Raw genomic sequence first — 15,259 nt, forward strand, 5'->3', positions numbered from 1 at the left:
CTTTCCAAGCGCAAGAGTCAATGACTCATCAGATCTCTCCAGTCGTCAGGCCGGTACGACGGAGCGCACGAAGGCGCGAACCTGGTCCACGGCCGGACGAACGCCGGTGCGGTCGGCGAACAGCAGATGGGTCGAGCCGATCAGCGTCAGCCCGAGGACGTCGGTGCCGGTGCCGGCGGGGATCCGGCCGTACGTCTGCTCCGCCGCGAGGTAGTCCCGGATCACCTGACCGGCCTCGCTCAGGATCGGTACGCCGTTCGGCACGTCCTTCCGCAGCCGCGCCCGCAGTCCGTCGCGGGAGATCGTCAGGCTGACGATGGCGACCGCGACCGAGCCGAACAGGTCGGTCAGCAGGTCGGTCAGGTTCTCGACGACACTCCCCTGCCCGGCGGCCGCCAGCAGCACGTCGCCCTGCGCGTACAGCCGCCGGATCCGGTCGAGCACCAGCTCTGCCAGGAACCCGTCGAAGTCCGTGAAGTGCTTGTGCAGCAGGCCTTTCGCGCACCCCGCCTCGGTCGTCACCGCCCGGCTGGTGAGCCCTTCCGGCCCTTCCCGGAGCAGCACCCGCTCGGCCGCGTCGAACAGGAGTTCGCGGGCATCCCGCATCGCCACACCGGTGGGCATCCGTACCGTCCTTGACAAGAGTGGGCAACCGCCCACTACCGTGGGCACATGCCCACTCTACCGCCGCAACCCCATCATCGGCGTGACATGGCCGAGTCCTTCGGCACCGATCCCGGGTTGTACGACCGTGCCCGGCCCACCTACCCGGACGCGTTGATCGAGGCGATTGTTGCCAAGAGCCCCGGACCCGTAGTGCTCGATGTGGGTTGCGGGACCGGGATCGCGGCTCGGCAGCTGCAGGCGGCCGGGTGTCACGTGCTCGGCGTGGAGATCGACGAACGGATGGCGGCGTACGCGCGGACCACCGGCGTCGAGGTCGAGGTGTCGCCCTTCGAGTCCTGGGACCCGGAGGGCCGGACGTACGACGCGTTGGTCGCGGGCATGACCTGGCACTGGATCGACCCGGTCGCCGGCGCCGCGAAGGCCGCCGAGGTACTACGCCCGGGCGGCACGTTCGCGGTCTTCTGGTACGTCCTCCAGCCGCCGCCCGAGCTCGGCGCCGCGTTCGCAGCCGTGCACCGCGACGTACTCCCTGACCACCCGGCCGCCTCCCGCGCCGCTGCGTCACCGCTCGGCGCGTACGAGTACTTCCTCGACCGCACCGCCGAAGGCCTCGGCACCGCGTTCACCGACGTCGAACGCCCTACCTTTCCGTGGTCGCGCAAGTACACCCGCGACGAGTGGCTCGACCAGCTGCGCACCAGCGGGATGGCGAAACCGCTCGCCGACGCCGGCAAGCTCGACACGGTCCTCGAGCGGACCGGCGCCGCCATCGACGCGTACGGCGGCACCTTCACGCTCGACTCCACCGCCGTCGCCCTCGTCGCCACTCGCCGCTGAACGTGCGCCCGGATCGGGGGAGCGGATGGCCAGGCCATCACAATCCGCCCTCAATGCCGCGCCCCACGCTCAGCGGCGGGAGACGTGGCCGATTGTGATGGCCTGGGGATCCTCAGCGCGACGAAGGCGTCGCGTTCGGCCCGCGGAATCCGCCGAGCGAGCCCTGGCGGACGGTGTTCGCGGTGATCGTGCCGTTCGAGTTCTGGCCGCTGACGACCACCTGCTCGCCGGCCTTCAGGTCGGCCGCGGTGCCCTTCTTCGTGATCTCGTACGTCGTGTCGCCGGTGAGCTTCACCGTGACGTTGCCGGACTGCGTCTTCACGACGAGCTCGGAACTGGTCGCCGAGACAACCGTGCCGATCGTCCCGCCACCGCCGGGGAACTGCCCCTGGCCGGGCTGCCCGGTGCCGGTGCCGGTGCCGCCGTTCTGCCCGCGATACCCGCCGTACCCGCCGCCGAAGCCGCCGCGACCGGCCTGCGGCTGGGTGGACGTGCTGTTCGACGCGAACGCCGCGTGGATGCCGGCGCCGCCCGCGAGGCCGACGGCGAGGACGACGATGGCCGCCAGGACCGCCGTCGCGACCGGCAGGCTGAAGGTCTTCTTCGGCTTCAGCGCCGCCTCGACCTCCGCATCCGACCCGATCTGGGCGAAGTCGTCCGGGGACTCGTTGCTCATGGGGAACTGCCTCTCACTCATGACGTAGTGCATCGATGGGACGGAGACCGGCGGCTCGGTGCGCCGGCATGCTGCCGAAGAACAGGCCGACCGCCGCGGACACGCCGAGCGCGAGTCCGATCGACGACGGCACCAGTGCCGGCTGCACACCGGACAACTGGAAGCGGGTGACGATCAGCGCCACCCCGACGCCGACGCCGCCGCCCAGCAGGCTGAGCAGCGTCGCCTCGATCAGGAACTGGCCGAGGATCGTCTGCCGCCGCGCACCGAGCGCCTTGCGGATCCCGATCTCCCGGGTCCGCTCGGTGACGGTGACCAGCATGATGTTGGTAACACCAATGCCGCCGACGACCAGACTGATCGCCGCCACCGCCGCGAGCAGCGCGGTGAAGGTCGCCGCGGTGTCCTGGCTGGTCTGCAGGATCTGCGCCGAGTTCTGGATCCGAAACGGCGACGTCTCGGTCGCCGGCACCTGGTGGCGCGCGGTCAGCAGCTCGGTCACCTCTTCCTGTGCGGCGTTGACCTGGTCCTTGCCGGCCGCCTGGACGACGATCTGGCTGAGCGCGCCGTAGCCGGCCTGGGTCGCGCGCAGGGTGGTGATCGGGACGATCGCGGTCGCGTTCGGGTCGTTGAACCCGGTGCTGTCCTTGCTGGCCAGGACGCCGACGACGGTGAAGTCGACGGCCCCGAGCTTGACCGTCTGTCCGACGGCGGCGTTCGGCCTGGTGAACAGCTCGGTGGCGGCGGTCTGCCCGAGCAGAATCACCCGCTGCGAGGTGTCCACGTCGGACTGCGTGAACGACTGCCCCGTCCCGACCGGTGTGTTGGTGGCCGGCATGTACCCCGGGGTCGTGCCGATCACCTGGCTGATCGTGTAGCTGGTGTCACCGTTGGTCGCCGTCGCCGAACTCGTCATCACCGGCGCGACCAGGTCGACGTCGGGCGCCAGGTTCTTGTCGCCGAGCGCCGCGGCGTCGTCGAGCGTCAGGCTGTACTGCTGGTTGGACGGACCGGCCTGGCCGCGCGCGAACCCGCCGCCGCCACCGGTCGTGGAGACCGTGAGGAGGTTCGTCCCCATCGCCTCGAGCCGGTCCTGCACGGCCTTCGCCGAGCCGTTGCCGACCGCAACCAGCACGATGACCGCGCCGACACCGATCGACACACTGAGCACGGTCAGCAGGGATCTGAGCTTGTTCGCCGTCAGACCGCGCAGCGCCGCGGCGAGCAGATCACGTGGTGACATCAGCGGGTCACCTCGTCGGCCACGATCCGGCCGTCGGAGACCGTCACCAGCCGGCGGGCGCGGGCCGCGACCTCGTGCTCGTGGGTGATCACGATGATCGTCCGGCCCTGCGCGTGCAGGTCGTCGAACATTCCGAGCACCTCGTCGGTCGAGTGCGCGTCCAGGTTGCCGGTCGGCTCGTCGGCGAGCAGGATCCGCGGGCCGGTGGCGAGCGCGCGGGCGATCGCGACGCGCTGCTGCTGACCGCCGGACAGCTCGTTCGGCCGGTGGTCGGTGCGTTCGGCGAGTCCGACCAGGTCGAGCGCCCGGTGGGCCCGCCTGCGGCGTTCGGACCGGCGCACATGCGCGTAGGTGAGCGGCAGCTCGACGTTCGCGAGCGCGGTGGTCCGCGGGATCAGGTTGAACGACTGGAAGATGAACCCGATCTTGCGGCCGCGGACCAGCGCCTGCTGGTCCTCGCTCAGCCGGGCGACATCGCTGCCGTCCAGCCAGTACTCCCCGCGCGTCGGTACGTCGAGGCAGCCGAGGATGTTCATCAACGTCGACTTGCCGGACCCGGACGAGCCCATCACGGCGACGTACTCGCCGGCGTCGACCCGCAGCGACACGCCCCGGAGCGCGTGCACCGCGGTGTGGCCGTGACCGTACGTCTTGGTCACGTCCCGGATGTCGATCAGCCCGTCACCGGCCACGGAAGCCCCCACCCGTGCCGCCGCCGGCTCCGCCGCCCAGGCCGCCGCCCGGGAACTGGCCGCCACCGCCGGGCAGCTGTCCCGTCCCGGTCCGGTTCTGGCCGTTCTGGGTCCCGGTGCCGCCGATCGCGCCCGTGAGCAGTTCGATCTGGTCGCCCTCGTTCACCCCGGAGGTGATCTGGGTGTAGCTGTCGCCGCGCACGCCGACCTTCACGTCGCGCGTCCCGCCGCCGTTGGCCATCGTCACCGTGGACGTCGTACCGGTCGTGGTGATCGCCATGCTCGGTACGTAGAGCGCGTTCGTCGCCTTCGCGGTCTGGACGGTGACGTTGGCGGTCTGGCCGATCCGGGCGTTGGCCGGGAGCTTCGCGAGGCTGAAGGTCGCCGAGTACGACACGACGCCGTTCGTGGTCGTCGGTGTCGGCGACACGGACGCCAGCGATGCCGTGTACGTCGTACCGGGCTGGGCGTTCAGGGTGACGGTGGCGGACTGGCCGGCCTTGATCTTGATCGCGTCCGCCTCGGCGAACGCGGCCACCACCTGGAGCGACTTCAGGTCGGAGATGTCGACGAAGCCGGTGCCCGACGTGCTCGACGTACTGCCGGAGGTCGAGGATGAACCTTGACCTGAGGTCGAGCCCTGGCCGCCGGTGCCGCCACTGCCTGAACCTGAGCTGGAGCCACCGGTCACCGATCCGACCGCGCCGTTGATCGCTGTGATGGTGCCGGCGATCGGAGCCTTCAGCGTGGTCGCGTCGACCGCGGCCTGGGCGGCGTCGACGTTCTGGTCGGCCTGCTCCTTGTCCGCCTTGGCCTTGGCCAGGCTCGCCTGGGCGTTGCTGACGGCAACTTCCGGGCTCTGACTCTGCCCTTGACCTTGAGACTGGCTCTGGCTCTGGGTCTGTTGTTGCTGACCGTTGGACGGTGTGGGCGTCGGGGACGGGGACGCCGAGGCCTCCTCGGCTGCTTCGAGGGCGGACTGTGCGTCACTGAGGGTCTGCTCCGCCGCGGTCACCGAGTTCGCGGAGGCGATCTGGTTCTGCTGGGCGATCACCAGCTGCCGGTTGGCCGACGACGGGTCGACCTTCGCGATCGCCGCGCCCTTCGCGACCACCTGGCCGACCTTGACCAGGACCTGGGTGACCGTGCCGGACGTCTCGAACTGCGGCGAGGCGCTCGTCGAGCTCTGCAGGGTGCCACTGGAGCTCACGCTCGCGGTGACCGTGCCCCGCTGGACGGCCACCGACGGCCGGGTCGCGCTCGCGGCCGGCGGATCCTTCTTGAAGAACAGGAAGTAGGCGGTCACGCCGATGACCAGCACAATGGCCACCAGGGCCACGTTCACGAAACTGAGGCCACGGATCTTGTGGCGGGGTAGCACCATGGACGCTGAGGCTAGGGACGATTGCTGAGGAGGAGATCCTCACTTCCTGGCAACTGGCTGGGAACCGGATATCGATTTGGAATCTGTGAACAGTCGATGACAGCAGGTCACGACGGGCTGTCAGGTGCGTACATATGGCTGGGACATGCCAAAATGGGAATGATCCGGGCCGGCCGACCGTTGGCACGGATGACGATCTCGGAGGTTTGACATGTCTAATCGCGTACTGCGTGGTTCGGGGCTGGGTGGGGTCAGCTTCGAGGATGACCGTGGTGTCGAGTTCGCGCCGCGCCAGATGATCACGTACGACTGCCCCCGCGGCCACGTGGTCGAGGTGACCATGGCGCACGACGCCGAGGTGCCCGCGGTCTGGGAGTGCCCGCACTGCGGCAGCGAGGCCGCTCGCTCGACCGGCGAGAAGCCGGAGCCGAAGCAGGAGAAGCCGGCCCGTACGCACTGGGACATGCTGCGCGAGCGCCGGAGCATCTCGGAGCTGGAGGAGCTGCTGGCCGAGCGGGTCGAGCTGCTCCGCAAGGGTGAGATCGGCCCGGCGCACCTGCACCGGACCAAGCGCACCGCCTGAGCCACACCCCACGGAACCCTCACCGCAATGGCGCGGTGAGGGTTTCTTGTTGTCGTGATTTGCCTAAAGGCTTTAGGCAAATACATAATGAGGTATGGCACGAGTTGGGTTGAGCGGTCCGCGGCTGGCGCAGGCGGGTGCGGAGCTGGCGGACGAGGTCGGGTTCGAGCAGGTCACCGTGTCGGCGTTGGCCCGTCGTTTCGACGTACAGGTCGCCAGCCTGTATTCGCACGTCCGCAACTCCGACGACCTGAAGACCCGGATCGCCACCGTCGCCCTCACCGAACTCGCCGACCAGGCAGCGGCCGCCCTGGCCGGCCGAGCCGGAGCCGACGCCCTCACCGCGATGGCCAACGTCTACCGCACCTACGCCCACTCCCACCCCGGCCGCTACACCGCCGCCCGCCATCACCCGATTTCGGTGAACTCGGATGACTACGTGGAGGCCGGGCGGAGACATTCGGAGCTCTGGCGGGCGGTCCTGCGTGGATACGACCTGGGCGAACCCCAACAAACAGACGCCGTACGACTGATCGGCAGCCTCGTCCACGGCTACATCACCCTCGAACTCGCGGGCTCCTTCAGCTACAGCGAGCCGGACAGCGCCGACAGCTGGCCCCGCATCCTCGACGCCCTCGACACCCTCCTCCGGACCTGGAGCTGACATGCAGACCGTCCCGATCACCCTCGACCTCCTCCGCGGCGCCCTCGACCTCGAGCCGACCGCGCGCGGCTTCCTGCCGCACCGTCTCCCGGCCTGGGCGCGGGCGCAGTACGTCGACCCCCAGATGGACATGGTCGACTCCCAGCCGTCCGGCGTACGCCTCGTCTTCCGCACCGCCGCCACCGAGATCGAGCTCGACACCCTCCCGACCAAGCGCGACTACACCGGCGCTCCCCCGCGCCCGGACGGCGTGTACGACGTACTCGTCGACGGCCAACTGGTCACCCAGCTGACCGCTCCGGACGGCGACGTGATCACGATCGACCTGATGACCGGCTCCGCCGAGACCCGGCAGGGCGTGCCGCAGACGCTGCGCATCGACGGGCTGGCCGCCGTACCGAAGACCGTCGAGATCTGGCTGCCGCACGACGAGACCACCGAACTCGTTGCCCTCCGCACCGATCGGCCGGTCGAGCCGGTGCCGTCCGGCGGCCGCGTCTGGCTGCACCATGGCAGCTCGATCAGCCACGGCTCGAACGCGACCCACCCGACCGGCACCTGGCCGGCCCTGGTCGCGGCCCAGGCCGGCGTCGAGCTGGTCAACCTCGGCTTCGGCGGCAGCGCGTACCTGCAGCCGTTCCTGGCGCGCACCATCCGCGACACGCCCGCCGACCTGATCAGCCTGAAGCTCGGCATCAACATCGTGAACTCGGACAGCCTCCGGCTGCGCACGTTCACGCCCGGCGTGCACGGCTTCCTCGACACGATCCGCGACGGCCACCCGGACACGCCGCTGGTGGTCGTCTCGTCGATCCTCTGCCCGATCCACGAGGACACCCCCGGCCCGACCGGCTGGAACCTCGAGGCCCTCGCGGCCGGCGAGATCGCGTTCACCGCCACCGGCAACCCGGACGACGTACCGGCCGGCAAGCTCACGCTCTCGGTGATCCGCGCCGAGCTCGACCGGATCATCGCGCAGCGCGCGCTGACCGACCCGAACCTGCACTACCTCGACGGCCGCACGCTGTACGGCGAGGCGGACAACGCCGCGCACCCGCTGCGCGACGACCTGCACCCGGACGCGGAGACGCACCGGGTGATGGCCGACCGCTTCACCGAGTACGCGTTCAGCCCGAAGGGTCCGTTCGTGTCGAGCTAGCGGCCGCGGTGACCAGGCCCGGCTGCAGGCGGCGGACGACCTCCAGGTGGTCGTTCGTCCACAGGATCCGGATCGCGGTCGGCGTCGCCTGGTCGTCGGTGTCGTACAGATCGTTCCGTACGGCGTCCACCAGGCGGGTCTTCGTCGGGTAGTCGTGCGGCAACGGCTCCGGCACCGCCGACCGCCCGTCGAGTGCGCCGGCCAGGGTCGAGTACCACTGGAGCAGCCGGTCGGCCGACGCGAGCAGCGCCGCCTGCGCCGCGGCGCGATCGTCCGACGGCGGCCGACCGTCGGCGTACCGTTCCCAGAGTTCGAGTACGGCGTCCGCGGCCAGCCGGACCGCGACCACACCCGTGACGAGCGCGGTCATCTCGCTCAACGGCACGGTCTTCGCGCCGCGCTCGGCGAGGTACGTGCGGAACGTGTCGTCCAGCCTCCGTGCCGCGGCGGCTGCGCGCCGACCGTCCTGCGGCATCCGCGGACCGGGCGCGCAGCACGACACGGCGTACCCGACGACGCTGACGAGGTACTGCGCGCTGTCGACGTACGCCTCGGCCAGCGCCTTCCCGACCGCCTTCGACGCTCCGCGCGGCCAAAACAGCAGACCGACCGCGACACTGACCGCGCAGCCGAGAGCGATGTCACCGATCCGGAACAGGATCAGCGACCAGCCTTCCGGCTGCGCGATGTTGAACAGGATCACCAGCGTCACGGTGAACGCCGCCTGTCCGGTCGCGAACGAGATCGCCGCCGGGACGATCCCGGCCACGAGTACGGCGATCGGCAGCAGGATCCACAGCGCGGTCCGGTTGTCGCCGATCAGCTGCAGCAGGCCGGCGCCGACAATCGATCCAATGACCGTGCCGGCGATCGCCCGGTAGGCGTTCTGGCCGGTGCTGAGCGCGTTGGATCGCAGTACCGACAAGGTGCCGAGGATGACCCAGAAGCCGTGCTCTACGCCGGTCAGGTTCGCGAGCGCCACCGCCGCGGCGAGACCGACCGCGCCGCGGATGCTGTTGTGCAGCCAGACCGAATGCCGTTCGAGGTGTGCGGCGGCGCGTTCGGTGGCGCTGGCGAACGGACCGGCGAGGGCGCCCGGGTCCCGGCCGAGGAGGCGGTCGGTCCACGGGCGCTGGGCGGCCCGGCGCGCGGTCTCGACGTTCTGGGCGATCAGCAGCACGCCGAACGCGACCTCCTGGGCGCGGAACGAGACGTTGAGGCTGCTCAGCAGGTCGGTCTCGGAGCGGTACGTCGACGGCAGCCGCTCGACGGCACCGTCTTCCAGCTTCGCGACGGCATCACGGAGTACCTGGGTCGCGCTGGTCAGCTTGTCGACGTTCCCCGATCCGTTCTCGAGCAGCTCGGCGCTCAGCTCGAGGACGTCGGCGGCTGCCAGCTGCACGGCGGCCGATTCCCCGTCGCAGGTTGTTGCCTCCGGCCCCGGTTCGTCGAGGATGCCGCTCAGCCAGGTGAGCTCGTCGACCAGCCGGACGAGCGCACGCGACCCGGTGGACAGCCCGGTCGGCCGGTACGGCGTCGCGGTGAACGTCCGCCGCAGTTCGTCGATCAGCGTCGTGGTCTCCCGGCTGCGTACGGCGCACACGTCGACGGAGTCCAGCGCCTCGGACCGCAACTGTGCCGCGGCGGCCCGGCACACCCGCGCGGCCGGCGCGCCGAGTGGATCGACCGAGGTCCGCGGCCAGAGGAACGTGACGGCGAAGACCGCGGCGACGGCAGCGATCACCACGCCGGCGAGCCGATCAGGCAGCGTGGACAGCGAACCCGGCGTCGCGACGGAGAGGATGAAGGACAGCAGCAACGACGTACCGGCGCCGGCGAGCACCGAGCTGACCACGCCCGAGAACAGTACGGCGAACCCGACCACCGCGGTCACCACGACGGCCGCCCACACGGAGTACCCGGCCACGGTCCCGAGCGACACCAGCAACAGCCACGCGACCGCCAACTGCAGCTGCGCCCGGATCCGCTGCCCGGCACTCCCCGGGAAGTCGACCAGCAACAGCATCGCGAACGCCCCGAACGCCGCGAAGCTCGCCACCGTCGGCGCCTTCAGCACCCCCGCACAGAACGCGAACAACACCGGCATGACCACCGCCGTCCGCGCCGCCCGCCGCGTCGCCGCCAGCCCCGGATCCCGCCGCCGCAACCACTCGACCAACCGCATCTCTCACCTTTCGCACGTGCTCGTGTCAGCGCAGCGGAGTGAAGAACGACCTCAGGTCGTCGACGAGCAGTTCCGGTTCCTGGTGCGCGGCGAAGTGCCCGCCGGTGTCGTACACGTTCCAGGAGACGATGTTGGAGTGGTCGCGCTCGGCGAAGCGACGGACCGCGTGGAGGTCGTCGCGGAACTGGGCGAGCCCCAGCGGAACCGTTGTCGGCCCGGGCGGCCGGCTGCTCCTGTCGCTCTCGTAGTAGATCCGCATCGCGGACGCCACGGTCCCGGTCAGCCAGTGGATCATCACGTTGGTCAGTACGAAGTCATGATCCAGGTCGCCGCGGTAGATCAGGTTGTGCCAGCCGAGCAGACCGACCGGCGAGTCGGTCAGCGCGTGCGCGAGCGACTGCGGTTGCTGCGTCTGCAGGTAGCCGTAAGCGTCCATGTTCTGCTGGAACCACTCGAGTTCCTCGACGGCAGCCCGCTCCTCGTCGGAGGTCCGGTCGTACTCGGACGGCGCGACGTCGGAGAAGATCTGCGTGACGTGTACTCCGACGACCGCTGCCGGCGCCGCCCGGCCGAGTTCAGGGGCGATGTCCGAACCCCAGTCGTTGCCGACCGCCCCGTACCGCTGATATCCCAGTCGCCGCATCAGCTCCGCCCACGCCGCGGCGATCCGCTGTGGGCTCCAGCCGCGCGAGCTGGTCGGCCCCGAGAAGCCGAATCCTGGCAGCGACGGGATCACCAGATCGAACGCGACGCCGGCGTCGCCGGGGGTGGTCAACGGTTCGATCACGTCCAGGAACTCCGCGATCGACCCCGGCCAGCCGTGGGTCAGGATCAGCGGCAACGCGTCGGGACGCCGCGACCTGACGTGCAGGAAGTGGATCCGCTGGCCATCGATCGTCGTCGTGAACTGCGGGTACGCGTTGAGCCGGCTCTCCGTCGCCCGCCAGTCGTACCTGGTCCGCCAGTACTCGACCTGCTCCTTCAGCTCCGCGACCGGCGAACCGTAGTCCCAACCGGCGCCGTCGATCTCGTCGGACCATCGAACATGGTCGAGGCGGTACTGCAGATCGTCCAGCGCGGCTTGCGGTACAGCGATCCGATACGGCTCGATCTCGCTCACCGGCTCAGCGTAGACGACCTGCCGGCACGTGTGCGGTCGAAACCTACGCTTCGACCGGTCGTTCGCCGGCCGCAGCGTGTTCGGCGCAGAGGCAGCCGACGCCGCGGTCGATCCACTCCGGGAGCCGCCAGTCGGGGTGACGCTCGATCATCAACGCGCGGAGCTCGGCGGCGACGGTGTCCTCCGGCATCGCGGAGTCGCGGCGTACCCAGGTCTCGTCGCGGAGTTCGACGAGGTAGTCGCGGACCTGCGTGAGCAGGCCGGCGTCGCGGACGTCGCCGTGGCCGGGGACGACCACCCGCGGGCGGTCCGCGAGCAGCCGGTCGAGGACGTCGATCCAGCGCACGGCGGACACGTCGACGTCGTACGGCGGGAACCACGGGAAGATCGCGAACTGGTCCGCCTCGGCCAGATCGCCGGTCAGCAGGATGCCCTCATCCGGCACCGTGACGACCTGGTCGCCCTTGCTGTGCGCCCGTCCGGTCGCGCGGAGCACCACCGTCCGGCCGCCGAGGTCCAGCTCGTACGTCTCGTCGTACGTCAGGTCCGGCGTCGGGATCGTCGTACCTTCCAGGGCACGCGCCACCGGCTCACCGAGCTGGCGGAACATCGCGAGGTACCCCTCGCCCTTCGCCGCCAGGTCGTCGGCCTGCGCGCGATTGACCAGGTACGTCGCCGCGCCCGCGAACACGTCCGCGCCGAATGCGTGTTCCGGGTGGAAGTGCGTCGTCGTCAGGTAGAGCCGGCGCCCCGCGGCGTACTCCCCCGCGAACTCGAGCACGCGCTCCGCGTTCCGCGGCCCGAGGCCGGTGTCCACGACGAGCACCGCGTCGGCGCCGCCGATGAGCGTGATGTTGGGGACGAGGTCGACGTTCCGGTTCGGGATCACGACCACGTCGCGAACGAGTTCCTGGACGTCGGTCACCTGGACGATCGGGTCTTCGAGCATGCGTCCAGCGCACCACCCGGGCCCGGGTCGCGTCCAAGACCTCTCCCGCATCGCCGATACCCAACGGGTATCGTCGCAGGTGATGGAACTACGCACCTTGCGGTACTTCGTCGCCGTCGCCGAGGAGCTGCACTTCGGCCGCGCCGCCACCCGCCTGTACATGAGCCAGCCTCCACTGAGCCGCGCGATCCGGCAACTGGAGGCCGACCTCGGTACGACGCTGTTCCACCGCTCCGCGTCCGGCGTCAGCCTCACCCCCGCCGGCACCGCACTCCTCGCCGAGGCCCGCAAGCTCCTCGCGCAGTCCGACCGCCTCCGCACCCGGGTCGCCGCGGCCGCCGGCGCCACATCCCTCACCGTCGGCATCCTCGGCGACAGCACCGACCCGGACATCTCCCGCCTGGCCGCGGCGTACCGCGACCGGCATCCGAACGTCGAGGTCCACATCCGCGAAACCGACCTCGACGACCCCACCTGCGGCCTGCGCACCGGCCTCGTCGACGTCGCCCTCACCCGCGGCCCGTTCAACCGGACCGGCCTCCACGTGCACGAACTCCGCACCGATCCAGTAGGCGCCGTACTGCGCGCCGACGACCCGCTCGCCACCCGCGAAACCCTCACCCTCGCGGACCTGGCCGACCGCCGCTGGTTCCAGTTCCCACCCGGCACCGACCCCGAATGGCAGTCCTACTGGAACGCCGGCACCCACCGCGAAGGCCCGGTAGTCCGCGCCGTCCAGGAATGCCTGCAATCAGTCCTCTGGAACGCCACGATCGGCCTGACCCCGCTCACCAACCACAACCCAGGCCCCGAGTTCGCCGTCGTACCGGTCGTCGATCTCCCACCGAGTCCCGTCGTGGTCGCCTGGAGCGAGAACACTCCCCTGGCGCTGTCGTTCCTGCAGTCGGCGAAGGCGATCTACCGCTAGCGCTCCGGGTCGATGACCTCGCCCTGGATGACGTCGCCGGAGGCCGGGCGTTGGGTGGCGCCGGGCATGAACGGGGCGAAGTTCGGCGGGGTGAGAGTGGTGGCGCGGCGGGCCAGGAAGCGGCTGCCGAGGCGGCGGGCCAGTGGGCGAGTGAACGGCAGCAGGAAGGACAGACCAACGACGTCGGTGATGAAGCCGGGGATGATCAGCAAGGCGCCGCCGATCAGGCCCATGCCGCTGTCGGTCAGGTCACGGCCGGACGTGTTCTTTCCGTCCGGGACGTTGCCTGACTGCAGGGCCGACTGCAGAGTCGACCAGGCCCGGCGGCCGGCGCGCTTCACGAGCCAGGCTCCGACGACGGTCTCGAGGGCGAGCAGGCCGAGGGTGGGCCAGCCGCCGATGGCGTGGCCCACCTGGATGATCACGAAGATCTCCAGGACCGGTACGGCCAGCAGCGCCAGCGCGATCAACCACGGCATGTTCTGTCCCTTCCCAGGTTCCCTCCAGTGTTACAGACGGGAAAACCCTCAGGCAGGGACCTTCTCGCGTTCCTTCGCGGACGCCGGAGGCTCCGTCTTGTCCTCGCGCGTGCGGCGGCGTGCGGCCATCGCGAGGACCAGGCCGAGTAGGCCGAGTGCGGTCAGTACCCATTGCGGCCAGCCGCCGAGCGTTGTCGCCAGTGTGTGGCCGTCCTGCAGTGGCACGTTTGCGACGTATACGTCGCGGGTGAACTGCGCCGACTTGTGCTCGACCGAGCCGTCCGGGCGGATGACGCCGGAGATGCCGCTGGTGGAGGCGATCAGGATGGTCCGGCCGGTCTCGATCGCGCGCATCCGGGTGATCGCGAACTGCTGCTCCGGCTGCCCGGTGCCGCCGTACGTCGCGTTGTTGGTCTGCACGATCAGGACCTGGGCGCCGCCCTTCACCACGTCCTGGATCACGTTGTCGTACGCCAGCTCGAAGCAGATCACGTCGCCGTACGTGACGCCACGGATCGGCATCACGCCGGGGCCGACGCCGGGGACCGTCTGCGCGCCGATCATCTCCAGCCGATGGATGTACGGCAGCAACTGGTTGCGGAACGGGATGTACTCACCGAACGGCACCGGGTGCCGTTTCGCGTACCGCTGGCCCGGCCCGGTCGCGGGGTCCCACACGATCCCGGTCGTCTGCCGCTCGTTCGGACCGGGGCCTTCGGTCACAGCACCGACCAGGATCGGTACGTCGACCGCGTGCACAGCTTCCTCGATGTCGGCCCGGGTCTCGGCGTCGTTGTACGGGTCGATGTCGGTGGAGTTCTCCGGCCAGATCACCAGGTCCGGCTTCTTCACGGTGCCGGCCTGAACCTCCTTCTCCAGGTCGAGCGTCGCCTTCAGGTGGTTCTGGGTCACGGTCCGCGCCCGGCCGAGGAACTCGAGCCCCTTGCCCGGCACGTTGCCCTGCACCATCGCGGCGGTCACGCTCTTCCCGTCGCCGGCCAGCGACAGGTGGATCAGCGCGCTCCCGAACACGATCGCCAGCCCCGCCACCAGGCCCACCACCCGCATCCGCAGCGTGGTCCCCCGGCGCAGCACGGCGTACACCAGCACGCCGAGGAACGCGACGAGGAAGCTCAGCCCGGCGATCCCGACGTACGCCGCCAGTCGCCCGAGCGGTGCGTCCGCGAACGCCCAGGCGAGCTTGCCCCACGGGAACCCGCCGAACGGCACCGACGCGGTCGCGAACTCGGTCGCCACCCACAGGCACGGGATCCACAACGGCCACCAGCGCAGCTTCAGTACCTGCGTCGCGAACAATCCGAAGACCGCGTAGAACAGCCCTTCGAGGACCGCGAGCGCGAGCGCGGCGTCCCCGCCGATCACGCTCAGCCAGGGCACCAGGACGGCGTAGTACGTGATCCCGAAGCCCGCGCCGACCAGGAAGCCGGCCTTCATCGAGATCCCCTGCAGCGCGGCCAGGAAGAGCGGTACGGCGAGGATCGTGAGCCACGGCAGGTCGTGCGGCTGGAACGCGAAGCCGAGCATGCCCCCGGCCAGCACGGCCGCCGCCACCCGCGGCAGGAGCCGCCCCAGCGCCTTCAACCGGTCCACGCGGTACCCCTTGTCCTCACTCGCCGGCGCACGCCGCCGATCGCACGACCGTACAACGTTCAGGGCACGCCAATGTATCCGGCCAGTAGCCAAGAGGTGTCGGACGTCGTCAGCCTCGGGGT

Annotated in this window: 15 protein-coding genes; 5 read left to right on the forward strand and 10 right to left on the reverse strand. The window is 70.1% G+C overall.

Annotation, left to right across the window (positions count from 1 at the left end; all coding sequences use genetic code 11):
* Positions 1-45: 45 nt before the first annotated feature.
* Positions 46-624, reverse strand: a complete 579-nt coding sequence (locus tag ACFV9C_RS11980) for a TetR/AcrR family transcriptional regulator (protein ID WP_380192913.1) — start codon at positions 622-624, stop codon at positions 46-48.
* A gap of 48 nt (positions 625-672) precedes the next feature.
* Here ACFV9C_RS11980 and ACFV9C_RS11985 point away from each other — a divergent pair, with 48 nt between their 5' ends.
* Positions 673-1,464 (forward strand): class I SAM-dependent methyltransferase, encoded by a 792-nt coding sequence (locus ACFV9C_RS11985; protein ID WP_380192914.1) that lies wholly within the window; start codon positions 673-675, stop codon positions 1,462-1,464.
* Between the two features lie 112 nt (positions 1,465-1,576).
* On the opposite strand, the gene ACFV9C_RS11990 is transcribed toward ACFV9C_RS11985, so the two are convergent.
* Genes ACFV9C_RS11990 through ACFV9C_RS12005 form a run of 4 tightly spaced genes read right to left on the reverse strand, consistent with a single transcriptional unit; the run spans position 1,577 to position 5,405 of the window.
* Complete coding sequence (locus ACFV9C_RS11990) at positions 1,577-2,140, reverse strand: hypothetical protein (RefSeq protein WP_380192915.1); 564 nt, start codon at positions 2,138-2,140, stop codon at positions 1,577-1,579.
* A 13-nt stretch (positions 2,141-2,153) separates the two neighbouring features.
* Complete coding sequence (locus ACFV9C_RS11995; RefSeq protein ID WP_380192917.1) at positions 2,154-3,383, reverse strand: ABC transporter permease; 1,230 nt, start codon at positions 3,381-3,383, stop codon at positions 2,154-2,156.
* Entirely contained in the window at positions 3,383-4,087 is a 705-nt protein-coding gene (locus ACFV9C_RS12000; RefSeq protein WP_380192919.1) for an ABC transporter ATP-binding protein, read from the reverse strand. The genes ACFV9C_RS11995 and ACFV9C_RS12000 overlap by 1 nt, the downstream gene beginning before the upstream one ends.
* Positions 4,065-5,405 carry an efflux RND transporter periplasmic adaptor subunit gene (locus tag ACFV9C_RS12005; RefSeq protein ID WP_380192920.1) on the reverse strand — a complete coding sequence of 447 codons (1,341 nt, stop codon included), beginning with the start codon at positions 5,403-5,405 and terminating at the stop codon, positions 4,065-4,067. Before ACFV9C_RS12005 ends, ACFV9C_RS12000 begins: the two co-directional genes overlap by 23 nt.
* 265 nt (positions 5,406-5,670) lie before the next feature.
* Here ACFV9C_RS12005 and ACFV9C_RS12010 point away from each other — a divergent pair, with 265 nt between their 5' ends.
* The 3 genes from ACFV9C_RS12010 to ACFV9C_RS12020 all read left to right on the forward strand — a co-directional run bounded on the left by ACFV9C_RS12010 (position 5,671) and on the right by ACFV9C_RS12020 (position 7,865).
* The gene (locus ACFV9C_RS12010) at positions 5,671-6,042 is read left to right on the forward strand and encodes an RNA polymerase-binding protein RbpA (protein ID WP_130448290.1); all 372 of its coding nucleotides are present in this window, start codon (positions 5,671-5,673) and stop codon (positions 6,040-6,042) included.
* Positions 6,043-6,136: 94 nt separating this feature from the next.
* Positions 6,137-6,706 (forward strand): WHG domain-containing protein, encoded by a 570-nt coding sequence (locus tag ACFV9C_RS12015; protein WP_380192922.1) that lies wholly within the window; start codon positions 6,137-6,139, stop codon positions 6,704-6,706.
* Between the two features lies 1 nt (position 6,707).
* Entirely contained in the window at positions 6,708-7,865 is a 1,158-nt protein-coding gene (locus ACFV9C_RS12020; RefSeq protein ID WP_380192923.1) for a GDSL-type esterase/lipase family protein, read from the forward strand.
* Here the strand turns inward: ACFV9C_RS12020 and ACFV9C_RS12025 are convergent.
* Genes ACFV9C_RS12025 through ACFV9C_RS12035 form a run of 3 tightly spaced genes read right to left on the reverse strand, consistent with a single transcriptional unit; the run spans position 7,834 to position 12,119 of the window.
* Positions 7,834-10,050, reverse strand: coding sequence for an FUSC family protein (locus ACFV9C_RS12025; RefSeq protein ID WP_380192925.1), 2,217 nt, complete (start codon positions 10,048-10,050; stop codon positions 7,834-7,836). The two genes, ACFV9C_RS12020 and ACFV9C_RS12025, sit on opposite strands and share 32 nt — an antisense overlap.
* A gap of 25 nt (positions 10,051-10,075) precedes the next feature.
* On the reverse strand, positions 10,076-11,170 hold the full coding sequence (locus tag ACFV9C_RS12030) for an epoxide hydrolase family protein (RefSeq protein ID WP_380192927.1): 1,095 nt from the start codon (positions 11,168-11,170) through the stop codon (positions 10,076-10,078).
* Between the two features lie 43 nt (positions 11,171-11,213).
* Entirely contained in the window at positions 11,214-12,119 is a 906-nt protein-coding gene (locus tag ACFV9C_RS12035; RefSeq protein ID WP_380192928.1) for an MBL fold metallo-hydrolase, read from the reverse strand.
* A gap of 82 nt (positions 12,120-12,201) precedes the next feature.
* On the opposite strand from ACFV9C_RS12035, the gene ACFV9C_RS12040 reads away from it, so the two are divergent.
* A complete protein-coding gene (locus ACFV9C_RS12040; RefSeq protein ID WP_380192930.1) occupies positions 12,202-13,047 on the forward strand; it encodes a LysR substrate-binding domain-containing protein in 846 nt (281 codons plus the stop codon).
* On the opposite strand, the gene ACFV9C_RS12045 is transcribed toward ACFV9C_RS12040, so the two are convergent.
* Positions 13,044-13,526 carry an FxsA family protein gene (locus ACFV9C_RS12045; protein ID WP_380192932.1) on the reverse strand — a complete coding sequence of 161 codons (483 nt, stop codon included), beginning with the start codon at positions 13,524-13,526 and terminating at the stop codon, positions 13,044-13,046. The two genes, ACFV9C_RS12040 and ACFV9C_RS12045, sit on opposite strands and share 4 nt — an antisense overlap.
* Positions 13,527-13,574: 48 nt before the next feature.
* Entirely contained in the window at positions 13,575-15,137 is a 1,563-nt protein-coding gene (gene lnt / locus ACFV9C_RS12050; protein WP_380192933.1) for an apolipoprotein N-acyltransferase, read from the reverse strand.
* Positions 15,138-15,259: the final 122 nt, after the last annotated feature.

This window comes from Kribbella sp. NPDC059898 (assembly GCF_042730855.1).
Classification (GTDB): domain Bacteria; phylum Actinomycetota; class Actinomycetes; order Propionibacteriales; family Kribbellaceae; genus Kribbella.

Coding starts and splice junctions, on each gene's coding strand:
- ACFV9C_RS12020 (WP_380192923.1), top strand. CDS start 6,708: ATGCAGACCGTCCCGATCACCCTCGACCTCCTCCGCGGCGCCCTCGAC.
- ACFV9C_RS11980 (WP_380192913.1), bottom strand. CDS start 624: ATGCCCACCGGTGTGGCGATGCGGGATGCCCGCGAACTCCTGTTCGAC.
- ACFV9C_RS12035 (WP_380192928.1), bottom strand. CDS start 12,119: ATGCTCGAAGACCCGATCGTCCAGGTGACCGACGTCCAGGAACTCGTT.
- ACFV9C_RS11995 (WP_380192917.1), bottom strand. CDS start 3,383: ATGTCACCACGTGATCTGCTCGCCGCGGCGCTGCGCGGTCTGACGGCG.
- ACFV9C_RS11990 (WP_380192915.1), bottom strand. CDS start 2,140: ATGAGCAACGAGTCCCCGGACGACTTCGCCCAGATCGGGTCGGATGCG.
- ACFV9C_RS12045 (WP_380192932.1), bottom strand. CDS start 13,526: ATGCCGTGGTTGATCGCGCTGGCGCTGCTGGCCGTACCGGTCCTGGAG.
- ACFV9C_RS12010 (WP_130448290.1), top strand. CDS start 5,671: ATGTCTAATCGCGTACTGCGTGGTTCGGGGCTGGGTGGGGTCAGCTTC.
- ACFV9C_RS12015 (WP_380192922.1), top strand. CDS start 6,137: ATGGCACGAGTTGGGTTGAGCGGTCCGCGGCTGGCGCAGGCGGGTGCG.
- ACFV9C_RS11985 (WP_380192914.1), top strand. CDS start 673: ATGCCCACTCTACCGCCGCAACCCCATCATCGGCGTGACATGGCCGAG.
- ACFV9C_RS12040 (WP_380192930.1), top strand. CDS start 12,202: ATGGAACTACGCACCTTGCGGTACTTCGTCGCCGTCGCCGAGGAGCTG.
- ACFV9C_RS12025 (WP_380192925.1), bottom strand. CDS start 10,050: ATGCGGTTGGTCGAGTGGTTGCGGCGGCGGGATCCGGGGCTGGCGGCG.